The 16468-nt window shown below is 71.5% G+C and carries 15 protein-coding genes; 10 read left to right on the forward strand and 5 right to left on the reverse strand.

The features are described from left to right. Positions 1–32 precede the first annotated feature (32 nt). The 5 genes from H0H10_RS36370 to H0H10_RS36390 all read right to left on the reverse strand — a co-directional run bounded on the left by H0H10_RS36370 (position 33) and on the right by H0H10_RS36390 (position 5188). Positions 33–353 (reverse strand): L-rhamnose mutarotase, encoded by a 321-nt coding sequence (locus H0H10_RS36370; RefSeq protein ID WP_188185463.1) that lies wholly within the window; start codon positions 351–353, stop codon positions 33–35. Positions 354–420: 67 nt separating this feature from the next. After that, on the reverse strand, positions 421–1506 hold the full coding sequence (gene rhaS, locus H0H10_RS36375; protein WP_188185464.1) for a rhamnose ABC transporter substrate-binding protein: 1086 nt from the start codon (positions 1504–1506) through the stop codon (positions 421–423). Positions 1507–1582: 76 nt separating this feature from the next. After that, entirely contained in the window at positions 1583–2614 is a 1032-nt protein-coding gene (locus H0H10_RS36380; protein WP_188185465.1) for an ABC transporter permease, read from the reverse strand. Continuing rightward, positions 2607–3662, reverse strand: coding sequence for an ABC transporter permease (locus tag H0H10_RS36385; protein ID WP_188185466.1), 1056 nt, complete (start codon positions 3660–3662; stop codon positions 2607–2609). Before H0H10_RS36385 ends, H0H10_RS36380 begins: the two co-directional genes overlap by 8 nt. Continuing rightward, a complete protein-coding gene (locus H0H10_RS36390; protein WP_188185467.1) occupies positions 3659–5188 on the reverse strand; it encodes a sugar ABC transporter ATP-binding protein in 1530 nt (509 codons plus the stop codon). Before H0H10_RS36390 ends, H0H10_RS36385 begins: the two co-directional genes overlap by 4 nt. Positions 5189–5549: 361 nt before the next feature. Here H0H10_RS36390 and rhaI point away from each other — a divergent pair, with 361 nt between their 5' ends. The 10 genes from rhaI (at position 5550) to H0H10_RS36440 (ending at position 16401) form a co-directional block, all read left to right on the forward strand. After that, positions 5550–6716: an L-rhamnose isomerase gene (rhaI, locus tag H0H10_RS36395; RefSeq protein WP_188185468.1), complete on the forward strand. Its 1167-nt coding sequence runs from the start codon at positions 5550–5552 to the stop codon at positions 6714–6716. 159 nt (positions 6717–6875) lie between these two features. After that, positions 6876–8921, forward strand: a complete 2046-nt coding sequence (locus tag H0H10_RS36400; RefSeq protein ID WP_188185469.1) for a bifunctional aldolase/short-chain dehydrogenase — start codon at positions 6876–6878, stop codon at positions 8919–8921. Between the two features lie 314 nt (positions 8922–9235). Continuing rightward, entirely contained in the window at positions 9236–10735 is a 1500-nt protein-coding gene (locus tag H0H10_RS36405; RefSeq protein ID WP_188185470.1) for a rhamnulokinase, read from the forward strand. Continuing rightward, positions 10735–11490, forward strand: a complete 756-nt coding sequence (locus H0H10_RS36410; RefSeq protein ID WP_188185471.1) for a (Fe-S)-binding protein — start codon at positions 10735–10737, stop codon at positions 11488–11490. Before H0H10_RS36405 ends, H0H10_RS36410 begins: the two co-directional genes overlap by 1 nt. Next, positions 11487–12911: a LutB/LldF family L-lactate oxidation iron-sulfur protein gene (locus tag H0H10_RS36415; protein WP_188185472.1), complete on the forward strand. Its 1425-nt coding sequence runs from the start codon at positions 11487–11489 to the stop codon at positions 12909–12911. The genes H0H10_RS36410 and H0H10_RS36415 overlap by 4 nt, the downstream gene beginning before the upstream one ends. Beyond that, positions 12908–13549, forward strand: coding sequence for a LutC/YkgG family protein (locus tag H0H10_RS36420; RefSeq protein ID WP_188185473.1), 642 nt, complete (start codon positions 12908–12910; stop codon positions 13547–13549). Before H0H10_RS36415 ends, H0H10_RS36420 begins: the two co-directional genes overlap by 4 nt. A gap of 140 nt (positions 13550–13689) precedes the next feature. Beyond that, positions 13690–14097 carry a YciI family protein gene (locus tag H0H10_RS36425; protein ID WP_188185474.1) on the forward strand — a complete coding sequence of 136 codons (408 nt, stop codon included), beginning with the start codon at positions 13690–13692 and terminating at the stop codon, positions 14095–14097. 8 nt (positions 14098–14105) lie between these two features. After that, complete coding sequence (locus H0H10_RS36430; protein WP_188185629.1) at positions 14106–15251, forward strand: RNA polymerase sigma factor; 1146 nt, start codon at positions 14106–14108, stop codon at positions 15249–15251. 137 nt (positions 15252–15388) lie between these two features. Then, positions 15389–15946, forward strand: coding sequence for a pyridoxamine 5'-phosphate oxidase family protein (locus tag H0H10_RS36435; RefSeq protein WP_188185475.1), 558 nt, complete (start codon positions 15389–15391; stop codon positions 15944–15946). A gap of 86 nt (positions 15947–16032) precedes the next feature. After that, the gene (locus H0H10_RS36440) at positions 16033–16401 is read left to right on the forward strand and encodes a VOC family protein (protein ID WP_188185476.1); all 369 of its coding nucleotides are present in this window, start codon (positions 16033–16035) and stop codon (positions 16399–16401) included. The last annotated feature ends 67 nt before the right edge of the window (positions 16402–16468 follow it).

The raw sequence follows: 16468 nt of genomic DNA on the forward strand, positions 1-16468 counted from the left end.
AAACGTTCGTCCTGCGGAGCCGCGACCCCGGCTCACGCCAGGTGGAAGACCTCCGTGAGGGGGCGCATGGCGGCGTCCGGCGCCTGTCCGTCCAGCGCCTCGAAGTACCCCGCCATCTCGGCCTGCCAGCGCGCGTTGACCTCGGTGGCGTCCATGGCCGCGCGGGCCGCCTCGAAGTCGTCGGTCTCCAGATAGCCCACGAGCAGGCCGTCCTCCCGCAGGAAGAGGGAGTAGTTGCGCCAGCCGGCCTCAAAGAGCGCGGCGCGCATGTCGGCCCACACGTGCTGATGACGCTCGCGGTACTCGGCGACCATCTCGGAGCGGACCTTCAGAAGAAAACAGACGCGTTGCATCGGATCACCTTGCTGCCGATGGGTGGGGGCCCCGGCGTCGCCGGGGCCCCCACCGCTGTCGTACGGGTCAGAAGTCGTACTGGTCGATGTTCGACTTGGTGAAGACGGTCGGCTCACCCGGCGAGACGACACCGTCCTCGCCCAGGGTGAAGCTCCCGAGGTCGCCGGCGGTGAAGGACTGGCCCTTCTCGCCGGTGATCTGGCCGGACTCCAGCGCCACGGCCGCGTGCGCGGCGAGCGCGCCGAGCTTGGCCGGCTCCCACAGCTCGAACGCGTCGACGGTGCCGTTCTTGACGTAGGCGCGCATGTCGTTCGGGGTGCCGAGCCCCGTGAGCTTGACCTTGCCCTTGTACTTGGAGCCGGACAGGTACTGGGCGGCGGCCTTGATGCCGACGGTGGTGGGGGAGATGATCCCCTTCAGGTTCGGGTACTCCTGGAGCAGGCCCTGGGTCTGCTGGAAGGACTTCTGGGCGTCGTCGTCCCCGTAGGCGACCTTGACCAGCTTGATGTCCTTGTACGCGGGCTTCTCCAGCTCCTTCTTCATGACGTCGATCCAGGCGTTCTGGTTCGTCGCGGTCTGCGCGGCGGACAGGATCGCGATCTCGCCCTTGTTGCCGATCTGCTTGGCCAGCAGCTCGACCTGGGTGCGCCCGAGGTCCTCGGCGGAGGCCGGGGAGACGAACACCTGGCGGCAGTCCGCGTTGGTGTCGGAGTCGTAGGTGACGACGCTGACGCCGTTGCGCATGGCCTGCTTGAGCGCGGTGCACAGGGCGCCGGGGTCCTGCGCGGACACGGCCATGGCGTCCACCTGCTGCTGCGTCAGGGTGTTGACGTAGCTGACCTGGCCGGCCGTGTCGGTGCCGCTGCTGGTGCCGACCTCCTTGTAGCTGGAGCCCAGTTCCTGCAGCGCCTTCTTGCCGCCGTTGTCCGCGGTGGTGAAGTAGGGGTTGTTGACCTGCTTGGGCAGGAAGGCGACGGTGAGGCCCTTCTTGGTCTCGGCGTTGGGGTCGGCCTTGCCGGCCGCCGCGCTGCCGCCGTCCTTGGACGCGTCGTCCTTGGTGGTGCCGCCGCAGGCGGTGGCGCCGAGCGCGAGTGCGGTGACGGTGGCGAGGGCGAGGGTCAGGCGACGCGATCTGGCAGGGGTGCCGAACATGGGAGTTCCTTTACCTGTGCGGGAGGGGGAGTGGCCCGAAGGGCCGGAGAAGGTCTGGCGGGGAAGGACGGAGGCACTAGGCGGACGGGGCCGTCACCGGTGGGGAGGCGGCCGTTCGTCCGCGGGCCCGGGCCTGGGAGATCTGCCGGCCGATCCGGGGAGCCAGGACGGAGATCACCAGGAGGACTCCGGTGGCCACGGTCTGGGACTGGGCGGAGACGTTCAGCAGGCTCATGACGTTCTGCATGGTGCCGAGCAGGAACACCCCGGCGACGGCACCGCCGAGCGTGCCCTTGCCGCCGTCGAAGTCGATGCCGCCGAGCAGCACCGCGGCGATCACGGACAGCTCCAGTCCGGTGGCGTTGTCGTAGCGGGCGCTGGCGTAGTGCAGCGTCCAGAAGACACCGGTGAGGGCGGAGATGACGCCCGTGGACACGAACATGGCGAGCTTGAGCCGCTTGACCCGGATGCCGGCGAAGCGGGCGGCCTCCTCGGAGGACCCGATGGCGAACAGGGACCGGCCGAAGCGGGTGGCGTGCAGCAGGACGACCGCGATCGCCAGCAGGATGACGAACGGCACCGCGGCGTACGGCAGGAACGTGTCCCCGAACCGACCGGCTCCGAAGTCCAGGTACTGCGCGGGGAAGTCGGTCACGGAGTCGGAGCCGAGCACGATCTGCGCGATGCCCCGGTAGGCGCCGAGCGTGCCGATGGTGACGGCCAGCGACGGCAGTCCGAGCCGGGTGACGAGCAGCCCGTTGACCAGGCCGCACACCACGCCGAGCAGCACGCACAGCGGGATGATCGTCTCGATCGCCATGCCCGCGTTCCACAGCGCGCCCATCACGGCGCTGGAGAGACCGGCGGTGGAGGCCACCGAGAGGTCCACCTCGCCGGAGACCACGAGCATCGCCATCGGCAGCGCGATCAGCGCGATGGGCAGCGTGTTCCCGATGAGGAAGGACACGTTCAGGGCGTTGCCGAAGTTCTCGACGAAGGAGAACGAGCAGATCAGCAGGACGACGAGCAGGACGCCGACGGAGGTGTCCCAGCGCACGGCACCGCCGAGACGGGAGAGCACGGGGGACTTGACGGTGGTGTCAGGCATGACGGGCACTCCTCGTCTGTGCGGCCTTCTTGCGCAGCGCCCCGGCGACTCGCAGCGCCAGGATCCGGTCGACGGCGATGGCGAGCAGCAGCAGGAAGCCGTTGATGGCGGTGACCCAGACCGAACTCACGCCCAGGGCCGGGAGCACACCGTTGATGGAGGTCAGCAGTACGGCGCCGAGCGCGGCACCGTAGACGGTGCCGGATCCGCCGGTGAAGGCGACGCCGCCGACGACCACGGCGCTGACCACGATGAGTTCGTAGCCGTTGCCCGTGTTGGAGTCGACGTTGCCGAACCTGGCGAGGTACAGCGCGCCGGCGAGGCCGGCGAGCGCGCCGCACACCACGTAGGCCGTCATGATGCGGGCCCGGATGGGGACGCCGGCGAGCCGTGCGGCCTCCGGGTTGGACCCCAGGGCGTACATGTCGCGGCCGCTGCGGTAGCTGCGCAGGTAGTAGGCGACGACGACCAGGACGGCGAGGGTGAGCAGGGCGAGGTAGGGCACCACGGAGATGCCGTCGTGGCCGAAGTCCACGAAACCGCCGGGCAGGTCGTTCGCGGTGATCTGGCGTGAGCCGACCCAGATCGAGTCGATGCCGCGGATGATGTAGAGGGTGCCCAGGGTCACCACCAGCGCGGGCACCTTGCCGAGGCTCACCAGCGCGCCGTTGACCACGCCGAACAGCGCGCCGATCCCCACCGCCAGCAGCACGGCGACGAGCGCGTTGCCGCCGTCCTGGAGGTAGAGTCCCGCGGCGAAGGCGGAGATGCCCAGCACGGAGCCGACCGACAGGTCGACGTTGCGTGTGATCACCACCATGGCCTGGCCGATCGCGACCAGCACGAGGATGGTGGCGTTCAGCATCAGGTCCTTGATGCCCTGCTGCGACAGGAACTCGGTGTTGGACAGCTGGGTGGCGCCGAGCATCACCACCAGCACGGCGATGACGGCCAGTTCGCGGGCCTTGAACATCTTGTCCATGAGCCGCCGCGCGGAGGTGGACTCGGGTGCGACCTCCTGCCGCACCGGTTCGACGGTCATGGTCATGCGGCCTTCCTCCCTCGGTCGGTGCGGCCGGTCGCGGCTGCCATCACGGTTTCCTCGGTCGCCTCCGACCGGGGGATCTCGGCGGTGATGCGGCCCTCGTGCATCACCAGGACCCGGTCGGCCATGCCGAGGATCTCCGGCAGGTCGGAGGAGATCATCAGCACGGCCACCCCGTCGGCGGCGAGCGTGGACAGCAGGCGGTGCACCTCGGCCTTGGTCCCCACGTCGATACCGCGGGTCGGCTCGTCGACGATCAGCACCTGAGGAGCCGTGGCGAGCCACTTGGCGAGGACGACCTTCTGCTGGTTGCCGCCCGAGAGGGTGCCGACCACATCGGCCAGACGGGCGTACTTCACCTGGAGTCTGGTCGCCCAGTCCACGGCGCGGCTGCGTTCGGCGCGGCGGTTCATCAGCCCGGCCCGGGAAGTGGCCGCGAAGCCGGTGAGGCCGATGTTCCGCTCGATGGACATGTCCATCACCAGGCCCTGGGCGCGTCGGTCCTCGGGCACCAGGGCGAGACCGGCGGACATGGCGAGGCTGGGCGCTCCCGTCGGGAGCTTTCGGCCGAGGACCTCGACCTCGCCGCCGTCGAACCGGTCGATGCCGAAGACGGCCCGGGCCACCTCGCTGCGGCCCGCTCCGACCAGACCGGCCAGGCCGACGATCTCGCCGCGGCGGACATCGAAGGAGACGTCGGTGAACACGCCCTCGCGCGTCAGCCGGCGCACGCTGAGGGCGACCTCGCCGATCCGGGTCTCCTGCTTGGGGTAGAGCTCCTCCAGATCGCGGCCGACCATGCGGCGCACCAGGCCGTCCTCGTCGAGGTCGGACAGGGGCTCGCTGGCGATCCAGGCGCCGTCCCGCAGGGTGGTGACCCGCTGGCACAGCTCGAAGATCTCCTCCAGGCGGTGCGAGATGAACAGCACCGCCGAACCCTGCTCTCTCAGGGTCTTGACCACGCCGAACAGCCGGGCCACCTCGCTGCCGGTGAGCGCCGCCGTCGGCTCGTCCATGATCAGGACGCGGGCGTCGAAGGACAGGGCCTTGGCGATCTCCACCAGTTGCTGGTCGGCGATGGAGAGGCCGCGGGCCGGCTGGTCGGGGTCGAGGGCGACCCCGAGGCGGGCGAAGAGGTCGGCGGCCGCCTTCTTGACCGTGCGGTGGTCCACCCGGCCCAGGGAGCGGCGGGGCTGCCGTCCGATGAAGATGTTCTCCGCCACGGACAGGTCGGGGAAGAGCGTCGGCTCCTGGTAGATCACGGCGATCCCCGCGTCGCGGGCGTCCGCCGGACTGTGGAAGTCAACGGGTTCGCCGTCGAGGAGGACCGTGCCGGTGTCCGGACGGTGCACGCCTGCGAGAGTCTTGATCAGGGTGGACTTGCCGGCGCCGTTCTCGCCCGCCAGGGCGTGGGCCTCGCCCGCGTACAGCCGCAGTGAGACGCCGCGCAGGGCGCGGACGGCGCCGAAGGATTTACTCACTCCCTCCAGGGCGAGCACCGGAGTGGTCTCCGGTTCGGGATGAGTCATGAGTCGTCTCCAGTACGTGTGCCAAGCGGACACCCCGCTGTGAAATGTTTCAATGGGGTTGCCGGGAAGCTAGCTTCAGCCCGTCCGGAACGTCAAGGGTCTGAGCGGCACGCGGTCGCCCGAAGCCGGCGGCGGTGCGGACGGCGGCCTAGGACAGCGGCAGTGATCTGCAAAGTAGCCATTGTCCGGGCTCATTGGGGCGCTGTGCGGCCGCGATCCGGCAACAGTTTCGACAAGCCCCGCAGGGGCCTTGACGGGCATCTGGGCAGGGGCTAGTTTCGGCGGCAGCCTGAATCGATTCACATGAACGGGTCCTTCAAGTGCCCCACCACGGGGGCAGCTTGCGCATTCAGAGGTGGACATGCCTGACATTACTGCCGTGAAAACCGCACTCGCCGACCAGCGGGTCGAGACGCCTTCCTGGGGCTACGGCAACTCCGGAACGCGTTTCAAGGTGTTCGCGCAGCCCGGCGTGCCGCGTACACCGCGTGAGAAGCTGGACGACGCGGCCAAGGTGCACGAGTTCACCGGCATCACCCCCCGGGTGGCGCTGCACATCCCCTGGGACAAGGTGGACGACTACGCGGCGCTGGCCGCGCACGCGAAGGACCGGGGCCTGGAACTGGGCGCCATCAACGCCAACGTCTTCCAGGAGGACGACTACAAGCTCGGCAGTGTCTGCCACCCGGACGCCGCGGTGCGGCGCAAGGCGCTCGCGCACCTCATGGAATGCGTCGACATCATGGACGCCACCGGCTCGCGCGACCTGAAGCTGTGGTTCGCCGACGGCACCAACTACCCCGGCCAGGACGACGTCGCGGCCCGTCAGGACCGCCTCGCCGAGGCCCTCCAGGCCGTCTACGAGCGCCTGGGTGACGACCAGCGCATGCTCCTGGAGTACAAGCTCTTCGAGCCCGCCTTCTACACGACCGACGTCCCCGACTGGGGCACGGCCTACGCGCACTGCCTCAAGCTCGGCGCCAAGGCGCAGGTCGTCGTCGACACCGGCCATCACGCGCCCGGGACCAACATCGAGTTCATCGTCGCCGTCCTGCTGCGCGAGGGAAAGCTGGGAGGCTTCGACTTCAACTCCCGCTTCTACGCCGACGACGACCTGATGGTCGGCGCCGCCGACCCCTTCCAGCTCTTCCGGATCATGCACGAGGTCGTCAAGAACGGCGGACTGGACCCCGCCGCCGGCGTGGCCTTCATGCTCGACCAGTGCCACAACGTCGAGGCGAAGATCCCCGCGATCATCCGCTCCGTGATGAACGTGCAGGAAGCCACCGCCAAGGCCCTGCTGGTCGACGGCGAGGCGCTGGCCGCGGCCCAGGCGGCGGGCGACGTGCTGACGGCCAACGCCGTCCTGATGGACGCGTACAACACCGACGTGCGGCCGCTGCTGGCGGAGATCCGCGAGGAGAAGGGGCTGCACCCCGACCCGGTCGCCGCCTACCGCGCGAGCGGCTGGCAGGAGCGGATCGTCGCCGAGCGCGTGGGCGGCGAGCAGGCCGGCTGGGGCGCGTAACCGTCCCTCCGCCTCCCCGGCGGCCGTTCGGCCTCCCGCATCTCCGGCGGCCGTCCCGCCCCTCGCATCTCCGGCGGCCGTCCGAGCCCTCCTGCATCCCCGGCGGTCTTCCGCGCCTTCCCGCATCCCGTCGTCATCCCACCTGAAGGAAAGAACACCATGGCCTCCGCCAACCATCCCGAAGTCGCCGGGCTCCTGGCACGCTCGCACCGGCTGGGCTCCGACCCGCGCAACACCAACTACGCGGGCGGGAACACGTCCGCCAAGGGCACCGCCACCGACCCCGTCACCGGCGGCGAGGTGGAGCTGCTGTGGGTCAAGGGCTCCGGCGGCGACCTGGGCACGCTCAGGGCCGAAGGACTGGCCGCGCTGCGCCTGGACCGGCTGCACGCCCTGAAGGACGTCTACCCCGGCGTCGAGCGCGAGGACGAGATGGTCGCCGCGTTCGACTACTGCCTGCACGGCAAGGGCGGCGCCGCGCCGTCCATCGACACCGCCATGCACGGCCTGGTCGACGCGGCCCACGTGGACCACCTCCACCCCGACTCCGGCATCGCGCTGGCCTGCGCGGCCGACGGCGAGAAGCTGACCGCCGAGTGCTTCGGCGACAAGGTCGTCTGGGTGCCGTGGCGGCGCCCCGGATTCCAGCTCGGCCTGGACATCGCCGCCATCAAGGAGGCCAACCCGCAGGCCATCGGCTGCATTCTGGGCGGCCACGGCATCACCGCCTGGGGCGCCACTTCCGAGGAGTGCGAGGCCAACTCGCTGCACATCATCCGCACCGCCGAGGCATTCCTCGCCGAGAAGGGCCGCCCCGAACCGTTCGGACCGGTGACCGAGGACTACGAGCCGCTGCCCGACGAGGAGCGGCGCGCCCGGGCCGCCGCGCTCGCCCCGCACGTCCGCGCGCTCGCGTCCGCCGACTTCCCGCAGGTCGGCCACTTCACGGACAGCGAGACGGTGCTGGACTTCCTCTCCCGCAGCGAGCACCCGCGCCTCGCGGCCCTCGGCACCTCCTGCCCCGACCACTTCCTGCGCACCAAGGTCCGCCCGCTGGTCCTGGACCTGCCGGCCGACGTGCCGCTGGAGCAGGCGGTCGCCCGCCTGGCGGAGCTGCACGCCGAGTACCGCGCCGAGTACCGGGCGTACTACGAGCGGCACGCCGTCCCCGGCTCGCCCGCCATGCGCGGCGCCGACCCCGCCATCGTCCTGGTGCCGGGCGTGGGCATGTTCTCCTTCGGCAAGGACAAGCAGACCGCCCGGGTCGCCGGCGAGTTCTACGTCAACGCGATCAACGTGATGCGCGGTGCCGAGGCCGTCTCCTCCTACAGCCCCATCGAGGAGTCGGAGAAGTTCCGCATCGAGTACTGGGAGCTGGAGGAGGCCAAGCTGCGTCGGATGCCGGCGCCCAAGCCGCTGGCCACCCGGATCGCGCTGGTCACGGGCGCCGGCTCCGGCATCGGCAAGGCCATCGCGCACCGGCTCGTCGCCGAGGGCGCCTGCGTCGTGGTCGCCGACCTCGACGCCGAGAAGGCCGCGGTGGTCGCCGAGGAGCTCGGCGGCCCCGACAAGGCCGTGGCCGTCACCGTCGACGTCACCAGCGAGGAGCAGATCGCCGCGGCGTTCGCCGAGGCGGTGCTCGCCTTCGGAGGCGTCGACCTGGTCGTCAACAACGCCGGCATCTCCATCTCCAAGCCGCTGCTGGAGACCACGGCCAAGGACTGGGACCTCCAGCACGACATCATGGCCCGCGGCTCCTTCCTCGTCTCCCGCGAGGCCGCCCGGGTCATGACCGCGCAGAAGCTCGGCGGCGACATCGTCTACATCGCTTCGAAGAACGGTGTCTTCGCCGGCCCGAACAACATCGCCTACGGCGCGACCAAGGCCGACCAGGCGCACCAGGTGCGGCTGCTGGCGGCCGAACTCGGTGAGCACGGCATCCGCGTCAACGGCGTCAACCCCGACGGTGTCGTCCGCGGCTCCGGCATCTTCGCCGGCGGCTGGGGCGCCCAGCGGGCCGCCGTGTACGGCGTGGAGGAGGAGAAGCTGGGCGAGTTCTACGCCCAGCGCACGCTGCTCAAGCGCGAGGTGCTGCCCGAGCACGTGGCGAACGCGGTCTTCGCTCTCACCGGCGGCGACCTGACCCACACCACCGGGCTGCACATCCCGGTGGACGCGGGTGTCGCCGCGGCCTTCCTGCGCTGACCCGGAAGGCCGCCCATGTGCCGCCGCCCACCGCGCGGCGGCACAAGGGCGTGCCACGGGCCGGCGGCCGGCGCCGTCCGCGCGGCGGCACGAGGGCCGGCGCGCCACGGGCCGGCGTCCGGCGGCGTCCGCGGCGCCCCGCCGTCCCGCCGCACCGCGTCCCGCGTCGCGACGGCCGGCCGCGCTCCTGTATGTCCCACCCCTCGCCGTCGCCCCCCCGTACGACTCATCCCTCCCCTCCCCGCCCCACCCCACGACGTCTCATCCCGCCCCGCCCCACCACTCCTCGCCGCGCACAGCGGAGGTAACACCACGTGACCATCACCCCGGCCTCCTCGGCCTTCCCCTCGGCGTTCGCCGCGGTCGACCTCGGGGCCACCAGCGGACGGGTGATCCTCGGCCGCGTCGGGCCGGACAACCTCGACCTGACAGAGGCCCACCGGTTCCCGAACACCCCCGTCCGCCTGCCCGACGGCCTGCACTGGAACCTGCTCGCGCTCTTCCAGGGCACCGTCGACGGACTGCGCAAGGCCGGCCGGTCCGGCTCGGTCGTCTCCATCGGCGTGGACACGTGGGCGGTGGACTACGGGCTCCTTGACGCCGACGGCGTGCTCCTCGGCAGCCCGTACCACTACCGGGACAGCCGCACCGACGCCGCCGCCGAGCGGGTCTGGCCCCGCGTCGGACCCGAGGAGCTGTACCGGATCACCGGCTTGCAGCACCTGCCGTTCAACACCGTCTTCCAGCTCGCCTCGGCGGCCGGCACCAGCCAGCTGCGCGCCGCCCGCACCCTGCTGCTGATCCCGGATCTGCTGGTCCACTGGCTGACCGGATCCATCGGGGCCGAGGCCACCAACGCCTCCACCACCGGGCTCTTCGACGCCCGCACGGGCACCTGGTCCAAGGACCTGCTCGACCGGCTCTCCATCGACGCCGGCCTGCTGCCACCCCTGCGCCGCCCCGGTGACCCTGCCGGCAGCCTCCTGCCGCACGTCGCCGCCGACACCGGCCTCGACCCGAGCACCCGGGTCGTCACCGTCGCCTCGCACGACACCGCCTCCGCCGTCGCCGCCGTCCCGGCCACCGAACCGGGCTTCGCCTACATCTCGTGCGGCACCTGGTCCCTGGCCGGTCTGGAACTGGACACCCCGGTGCTGACCGAGGCGTCCCGGGCCGCGAACTTCACCAACGAGCTGGGCGTGGACGGCACCGTCCGCTACCTCCGCAACATCATGGGCATGTGGCTGCTGGAGGAGTGCCGGCGGACCTGGGAGGCTCAGGGCCTGCCCACCCAGATCCCCGCACTCCTCGCCGAGGCCGCCCGGTCCCCGGCGTTCAGCGCCGTGATCGACCCGGACGACCCCGCGTTCCTCGCCCCTGGCGACATGCCGGAACGGATCAGGGAACACTGCCGCCGTACGGACCAGCCGGTCCCCGGCAGTCGGGGTGCCCTCGTCCGCTGCATCCTGGAGAGCCTGGCCCTGGCCCACCGCCGCACCCTGCGCCAGGCCGCCGAACTCGCCGGCCGCGACATCACCCACGTCCACCTCGTCGGCGGCGGCTCCCGCAACGACCTGCTCTGCCAGCTCACCGCCGACGCCACCGGACTGCCCGTCGTCGCCGGGCCCACCGAGGCGACCGCACTCGGCAACATCCTCGTCCAGGCCAGGGCCGCCGGACTGGTGGACGACCTGGCCGCGATGCGCCGACTGGTCGCCTCCACCCAACACCTCAGGCGCTACACCCCCCGCGGTGACGGCGCCGCCTGGGACGCGGCAGCCGCCAGGCTCACCCCTGCCCGAACGGAGCCCTGATGCGCGTAGCCCTCTTCGCCACCTGCGTCAACGACGCCCTCTACCCGTCGACGGCGATCGCCACCGTCAAGGTGCTCGAACGCCTCGGGGTCGAGGTCGACTTCCCCGCCGCCCAGACCTGCTGCGGCCAGCCGCAGTTCAACACCGGCTACCGGCGCGCGACCGAGCCGCTGGTGCACCGCATGGCCCGCGCCTTCGAGGGCTACGACCACGTCGTCACGCCCTCCGGCTCCTGCGTCGCCATGGTCCGTGACAACTATCCCCGGATCGGCGCCAGAGCGGCGGCCGAAGGCCGCGGCCAGGGCCTGGCCGACGCGGCCGCATCCCTCGTGCCCCGCGTCCGTGAACTGACCGAGTTCCTCGTGGACGTGCTGGGGGTCACCGACGTGGGCGCGTACTTCCCCCACACGGTCACCTACCACCCGTCGTGCCACGGGCTGCGTATGCTCGGCCTGGGCGACCGCCCGCGCCGCCTGCTCCAGGCGGTCAAGGGACTGCAACTGATCGAACTGCCGGGCGCCGAGGAGTGCTGCGGTTTCGGCGGCACCTTCGCCGTGAAGAACGCCGACGTGTCCGCGGCCATGGGCGACGACAAGATCCGCAACGCCCTGTCCACCGACGCGGACGTGCTGTGCGGCGCCGACAACTCCTGCCTCATGCACATCGGCGGCATGCTGCGCCGCCGGGACGCGCCGCAGCGGGCACTGCACCTCGCGGAGATCCTCGCGAGCACGGAAGAGGAGCCGCTGCGATGAGTGGGACCTTCATCGGAATGCCGTCCTTCCCCGAGGCGGCGCGGGACGCCGTACGCGACACGACCCTGCGGGGCAACCTGCGGCACGCCACGCACACCATCCGTGCCAAGCGGGCGGGGGCGGTCGCCGAACTCGACGACTGGGCACAGCTGCGCGAGGCCGGCAAGCAGATCAAGGACCGCACCCTGCGCCACCTCGACACCCACCTGGAGCAGGTCGAGCGGGCCGTCACCGCCGCGGGCGGCACCGTTCACTGGGCAGCCGACGCGGACGAGGCCAACCGGATCGTCACGGACCTGGTGAAGGCGACCGGTGAGACGGAGGTCGTCAAGGTCAAGTCCATGGCCACCCAGGAGATCGGTCTCAACGCGGCGCTGGAGGAAGCCGGCATCCGCGCCTACGAGACCGACCTCGCCGAGCTGATCGTGCAGCTCGGCGACGACCTGCCCTCCCACATCCTCGTCCCGGCCATCCACCGCAACCGCGGGGAGATCCGCGACATCTTCCGCGACAACATGGCCGACTGGGGACGCCCGGCACCGGACGGCCTGACCGACCGGCCCGCGGATCTCGCCGAAGCGGCCAGACTCCACCTGCGCGAGAAGTTCCTGCGCGCCAAGGTCGGGATCTCCGGGGCCAACTTCATGGTGGCCGAGACCGGCACCCTGGTCGTCGTCGAGTCCGAGGGCAACGGTCGCATGTGCCTGACCCTGCCCGAGACCCTGATCTCCGTGGTCGGCATCGAGAAGGTGGTCCCCACCTGGCGCGACCTGGAGGTCTTCCTCCAGCTCCTGCCCCGGTCCTCCACGGCCGAGCGGATGAACCCCTACACCACCATGTGGACCGGCACGACCGACGGCGACGGCCCGCGCGCCTTCCACCTGGTCCTGCTGGACAACGGCCGCACCGACACCCTCGCCGACGAGGTCGGCCGGCAGGCGCTGCGCTGCATCCGCTGCTCGGCGTGCCTGAACGTCTGCCCGGTCTACGAGCGGGCCGGCGGCCACGCCTACGGATCCGCCTACCCCGGTCCCATCGGCGCCATCCTCACCCCCCAACTGCGGGGCACCGCCACGGAACTCGACGCGTCACTGCCGTACGCCTCCTCGCTGTGCGGCGCCTGCTACGAGGTGTGCCCGGTGGCCATCGACATCCCCGAAGTCCTGGTCCACCTGCGGGAGAAGGTCGCCGACCAGGGCGGCAGAGGGCACCGTCTGGAGAGGGCCGCGATGAGGGCGGCGACCTGGCTCCTCGACCACCCGGCCGCCCTCACCGCGGGCGAACGCCTCGCGTCCAGGACGCGCAAGCTGCATCCCAGACGGCTCCCCGGCCCCGGCGTGCGCGAGTGGACCAACAGCCGCGACCTGCCGGAACTGCCCGCCGAACCCTTCCGTGACTGGTGGAAGAAGAACCACGAATGACGTCTGCCTCCTCCGCCCGCGATCGCGTCCTGGGCCGGGTGCGCAGGGCCCTCGCCGACGCGCCCGAAGCCCCCGAGGTCACACGCGACTACCTCGTGAGCCACACACCCGACGACCCCGCCACGGTGCTCGACCTCCTGCACGAGAACCTCGCCGACTACCGGGCGGGCGTGCACCGCAGCACCCGGCAGCACCTTCCGGCCCTCATCGGCGAACTCCTCACCGGCCACGGTGCGCGGACCGTCGTGGTGCCGCCCGGTCTGCCCGGCGACTGGCTGGCCGGCTCGGACGCGCGGCTGCGACACGACGACGGCCACCTGACACCGGCCGAGCTGGACTCCGCCGACGCCGTGGTCACCGGCTGCGCCCTGGCCGTCGCGGAGACCGGCACCGTCGTCCTCGACGCCGGCCCGGGGCAGGGCCGGCGTGCCCTCACCCTCATTCCCGACCTGCACATCTGCGTGGTCGACGTCGCCGGCCAGGTGGTCGCCTCCCTCCCGCAGGCCCTGCCCCGCCTCGACCCCACCCGCCCGACCACGTGGATCTCCGGACCGTCCGCCACCAGCGACATCGAACTCGACCGGGTGGAAGGCGTCCACGGACCCCGGACCCTGGAGGTCGTCCTGGTGGTGGAGTGACAGGCGGGCATCCGGCCATGAACAGCTCGCAGAAAAAAAGAGACGCGATTTTTCCCGGCGATGTCGAGAACCCGCGTCCGGCTCCGTCCCCGTGGTGAAGGCGGCCACAATGGGTCGCACCAGCACGGAGGAGAGACACGATGGCCAAGTACCTGCTGCTCAAGCACTACCGCGGCGCCCCGGCAGCGGTCAACGACGTCCCCATGGACCAGTGGACGCCGGAGGAGATCTCGGCGCACGTGCAGTACATGCAGGACTTCGCGGACCGGCTGGAGAAGACCGGCGAGTTCGTCGACGGCCAGGCGCTCGCCCCACAGGGGGCGTGGGTCCGGTACGACGGCGAGGGACGCCCGCCGGTCACCGACGGCCCGTTCGCCGAGACCAAGGACCTCATCGCCGGCTGGATGGTGATCGACGTCGACAGCTACGAGCGCGCCGTCGAGCTGGCCGGGGAACTGTCCGCAGCTCCCGGGGCCGGCGGGAAGCCGATCCACGAGTGGCTGGAGGTCCGCCCGTTCCTGGCCGCGCCGCCCACCATCACGGAGTGAGTCCACCGATGGACGAGGCCCTGCTCCGCAGCCTCACCCCGAGCGTGCTCGCCGTCCTCGTCCGCCGCGGAGCCGACTTCGCGGCGGCCGAGGACGCCGTGCAGGACGCGCTGGTCGAGGCGGTCCGTGCCTGGCCGGCCGACCCCCCACGGGACCCGAAGGGCTGGCTGGTCACCGTGGCCTGGCGCCGGTTCCTCGACGCGACCCGCGCGGACGCCGCCCGACGCCGGCGTGAGGACCTCGTCGACCTGGAACCGGAGCCCGGGCCCGCGCCCGCGGCGGACGACACGCTCCAGCTCTACTTCCTGTGCGCCCACCCGTCGCTCACACCGTCGTCCGCGGTCGCGCTCACGCTGCGCGCCGTCGGCGGTCTCACCACGCGCCAGATCGCCCAGGCCTACCTGGTGCCCGAGTCGACCATGGCCCAGCGCATCAGCCGTGCCAAGCGCACCGTCTCCGGCGTGCGCTTCGACCGGCCCGGCGACGTCGCGACCGTGCTGCGCGTCCTCTACCTGGTCTTCAACGAGGGCTACTCCGGAGACGTCGACCTCGCCGCCGAGGCCATCCGGCTCACCCGGCAGCTCGCGGCCGTGATCGACCACCCGGAGGTGGCGGGCCTGCTCGCCCTCATGCTGCTCCACCACGCCCGGCGCGCCGCCCGGACCGCGGCCGACGGAAGCCTGGTGCCGCTCGCCGAGCAGGACCGGGACCGGTGGGACACGGAGTCGATCGCCGAGGGCGTCCGGATCCTGCAGGCGGCCCTCTCCCGCGACCGGCTGGGCGAGTTCCAGGCCCAGGCCGCCATCGCGGCACTCCACGCCGACGCGCCCACCGCCGAGGAGACCGACTGGGTGCAGATCGTCGAGTGGTACGACGAGCTCGTGCGCCTGACCGACAGCCCGGTCGTCCGGCTCAACCGCGCGGTGGCCGTCGGCGAGGCCGACGGCCCGCGCGCCGGGCTGGCGGCGCTCGCGGCCCTGGACGACTCACTGCCCCGCCACGCCGCGGTGGCGGCCTACCTCCACGAGCGCGACGGCGACCTGGCGGGGGCGGCACGGCTGTACGCCGAGGCGGCCCGCAGGGCACCCAACCTCGCCGAGCGCGACCACCTGACACGCCAGTCCGCCCGGCTCAACGCCCGCCGGTCCCGCTGACGGGCCGCGCTCGGCCGAGCCCGCGGCCCGGTCGCCGAAGCGGTCGCCTGACCCGAACGGGTGCGGCAGTGACTTCTGCGCGGTCGGACGGTCCTCACGAGGGAACAGTCGTCATGGGGGAGACAAGGAGACCCGCCATGCCGGCACAGGGATCTGCAAGGCAACCCACGACCGAGCTCGACGCCCGCTACAGTTCCGCGCTCAATCCCCGCCCGGGTGCGGCGGACGTCACCGCCACCGAGTGGGCCGAGGCCCAGCGGCAGCTGGAGGCCGCTGAGATCTTCTGGGTGTCCACGGTGCGGCCGGACGGCCGGCTCCACGTCACTCCCGTGATCGCCGCCTGGCACGAGGGGGTGCTGTACTTCTCCACCGGCGTGGGGGAGCAGAAGGCGAGGAACCTCGCTCATGACGGCCACTGCGCGCTGACCACCGGGGGGAACTCGCTCACCGAAGGGCTCGACCTCGTGGTCGAGGGCGAGGCGGAGCGGGTTGCCGATCCCGCGGTGCTGGAGGAGGTGATCGCGGCGTACGAGGCGAAGTACGGGCCGCACATCACCTCGCCCGAAGGCACCTTCCACGGGATCGGGGATGCGATCCGGAAGGGGGACGACGTGGTGTTCGCGGTGGCGCCGGCCACGGCGTACGGCTTCGGCCGGAACGAGGGGGTGTACACCCATACCCGGTGGGCCTTCTGACGGTCCACCGGATGCCGGCCCGCCCGCCGCAGGCGGTTGCCTCTAGGGTGTTCACCGCGGAAGTCCCTGGTCGGCCCGGAGGTGTCATGGCCCTGCAGATGAAGTTGAGCGCGATCACACTCGACTGTCCTGATCCGCCGGCTCTGGCGGCGTTCTACCAGCAGGCCACCGGCCTCGAACCCCACCCGGAGTCGAACGCCGACTTCGCCGGACTCAACCGCGAGGACGGACTCTTCATCGGCTTCCAACGGGTCGCCGGCCACCGGGCCCCGAGCTGGCCCGACCAGACCGTTCCCCAGCAGCTCCACCTCTGCTTCGAGGTCGCGGACCTGGACGAGGCCGAGGCCGGGCTGCTGGAGCTGGGCGCGGGCAAGCCGGACCACCAGCCGCACGAGGACAGGTGGCGGGTCCTCACCGACCCGGCCGGGCACCCCTTCTGCATCGTCAGGGCCTGAGCGGGAGCGGCCGACGCCTCGTAGGCGAACCACGTGCTCGCCTACGAGGTCAGGACGCGAGGCAAGC

This window comes from Streptomyces griseicoloratus, assembly GCF_014534645.1.
In the GTDB taxonomy this organism is placed as follows: domain Bacteria; phylum Actinomycetota; class Actinomycetes; order Streptomycetales; family Streptomycetaceae; genus Streptomyces; species Streptomyces griseicoloratus.

Coding starts and splice junctions, on each gene's coding strand:
- H0H10_RS36415 (WP_188185472.1), top strand. CDS start 11,487: ATGAGTGGGACCTTCATCGGAATGCCGTCCTTCCCCGAGGCGGCGCGG.
- H0H10_RS36430 (WP_188185629.1), top strand. CDS start 14,106: ATGGACGAGGCCCTGCTCCGCAGCCTCACCCCGAGCGTGCTCGCCGTC.
- H0H10_RS36440 (WP_188185476.1), top strand. CDS start 16,033: ATGGCCCTGCAGATGAAGTTGAGCGCGATCACACTCGACTGTCCTGAT.
- rhaS (WP_188185464.1), bottom strand. CDS start 1,506: ATGTTCGGCACCCCTGCCAGATCGCGTCGCCTGACCCTCGCCCTCGCC.
- H0H10_RS36370 (WP_188185463.1), bottom strand. CDS start 353: ATGCAACGCGTCTGTTTTCTTCTGAAGGTCCGCTCCGAGATGGTCGCC.
- rhaI (WP_188185468.1), top strand. CDS start 5,550: ATGCCTGACATTACTGCCGTGAAAACCGCACTCGCCGACCAGCGGGTC.
- H0H10_RS36390 (WP_188185467.1), bottom strand. CDS start 5,188: ATGACTCATCCCGAACCGGAGACCACTCCGGTGCTCGCCCTGGAGGGA.
- H0H10_RS36400 (WP_188185469.1), top strand. CDS start 6,876: ATGGCCTCCGCCAACCATCCCGAAGTCGCCGGGCTCCTGGCACGCTCG.
- H0H10_RS36385 (WP_188185466.1), bottom strand. CDS start 3,662: ATGACCATGACCGTCGAACCGGTGCGGCAGGAGGTCGCACCCGAGTCC.
- H0H10_RS36410 (WP_188185471.1), top strand. CDS start 10,735: ATGCGCGTAGCCCTCTTCGCCACCTGCGTCAACGACGCCCTCTACCCG.
- H0H10_RS36435 (WP_188185475.1), top strand. CDS start 15,389: ATGCCGGCACAGGGATCTGCAAGGCAACCCACGACCGAGCTCGACGCC.
- H0H10_RS36380 (WP_188185465.1), bottom strand. CDS start 2,614: ATGCCTGACACCACCGTCAAGTCCCCCGTGCTCTCCCGTCTCGGCGGT.
- H0H10_RS36420 (WP_188185473.1), top strand. CDS start 12,908: ATGACGTCTGCCTCCTCCGCCCGCGATCGCGTCCTGGGCCGGGTGCGC.
- H0H10_RS36425 (WP_188185474.1), top strand. CDS start 13,690: ATGGCCAAGTACCTGCTGCTCAAGCACTACCGCGGCGCCCCGGCAGCG.